The following is a 1,076-nucleotide window of genomic DNA, read 5'->3' on the forward strand; positions in this document are numbered from 1 at the left end:
CCGTTGGTGGGCATCAACGAAGGCGCCGGGGCCCGCATCCAGGAAGGGGTGGTCTCCCTCGGGTTGTACGGGGAGATCTTCCACCGCAACGTCCGCGCATCCGGGGTGATCCCACAGATCTCGGTGATCATGGGCCCCGCCGCAGGCGGACACGTCTACTCCCCAGCGTTGACCGATTTCGTGGTCATGGTCGATGGCACCAGTCAGATGTTCGTCACCGGCCCCGATGTCATCAAGACCGTCACCGGGGAGAACGTGACGATGGAAGAGCTCGGTGGCGCGCACACCCACATGGAGAAGTCAGGGGTCGCGCACTACGTTGCGTCCGGGGAGCAGGACGCCCTCGACTACGTCCGCGACCTCCTGTCCTACCTCCCGTCGAACAATCGGGCCGATGCCCCGCGCACGGTGGCGTCGGATCCTGTTCTCGGATCCATCGAGGATTCGTTGACGGCGGAAGATCTCGAGCTCGACACGTTGATTCCGGATTCGCCGAACACTCCGTACGACATGCACGAGGTGATCCGCCGGATCCTCGACGACGACGAATTCCTGGAAGTCCAAGAGGGTCGGGCCCGCAACATCATCGTCGGGTTCGGGCGGATCGACGGCCGGTCGGTGGGCATCGTGGCCAATCAGCCCACCCAGTTCGCCGGCACACTCGATATCGATGCCTCGGAGAAAGCAGCCCGGTTCGTCCGCACGTGTGATTGTTTCAACGTTCCGATCATCACCCTGGTCGATGTGCCGGGGTTCCTGCCCGGGACGGGCCAGGAATACAACGGCATCATCCGGCGTGGAGCGAAGTTGTTGTATGCCTACGGGGAGGCGACGGTCGGGAAGATCACCGTCATCACCCGTAAGGCCTATGGCGGGGCGTACGACGTGATGGGGTCCAAGCACATGGGTGCCGATGTGAATTTGGCGTGGCCGACGGCGCAGATCGCGGTGATGGGGGCCTCGGGTGCGGTCGGGTTCGTCTACCGCAAGCAGTTGCTCGAGGCGGCGAAGAACGGTGAGGACGTCGATGCGTTGCGGCTGACGTTGCAGCAGCAGTACGAGGACACGTTGGTCAA

Annotated in this window: 1 protein-coding gene; it reads left to right on the forward strand. The window is 63.4% G+C overall.

The window, feature by feature from the left end; genetic code table 11:
- On the forward strand, positions 1-1,076 hold a 1,076-nt coding region (locus CH285_RS08215), incomplete at both ends, for an acyl-CoA carboxylase subunit beta (protein WP_094698381.1).

The sequence above is a fragment of the Rhodococcus sp. 05-2256-B1 genome (assembly GCF_002258465.1).
Taxonomy (GTDB): Bacteria; Actinomycetota; Actinomycetes; order Mycobacteriales; family Mycobacteriaceae; genus Rhodococcoides; species Rhodococcoides fascians.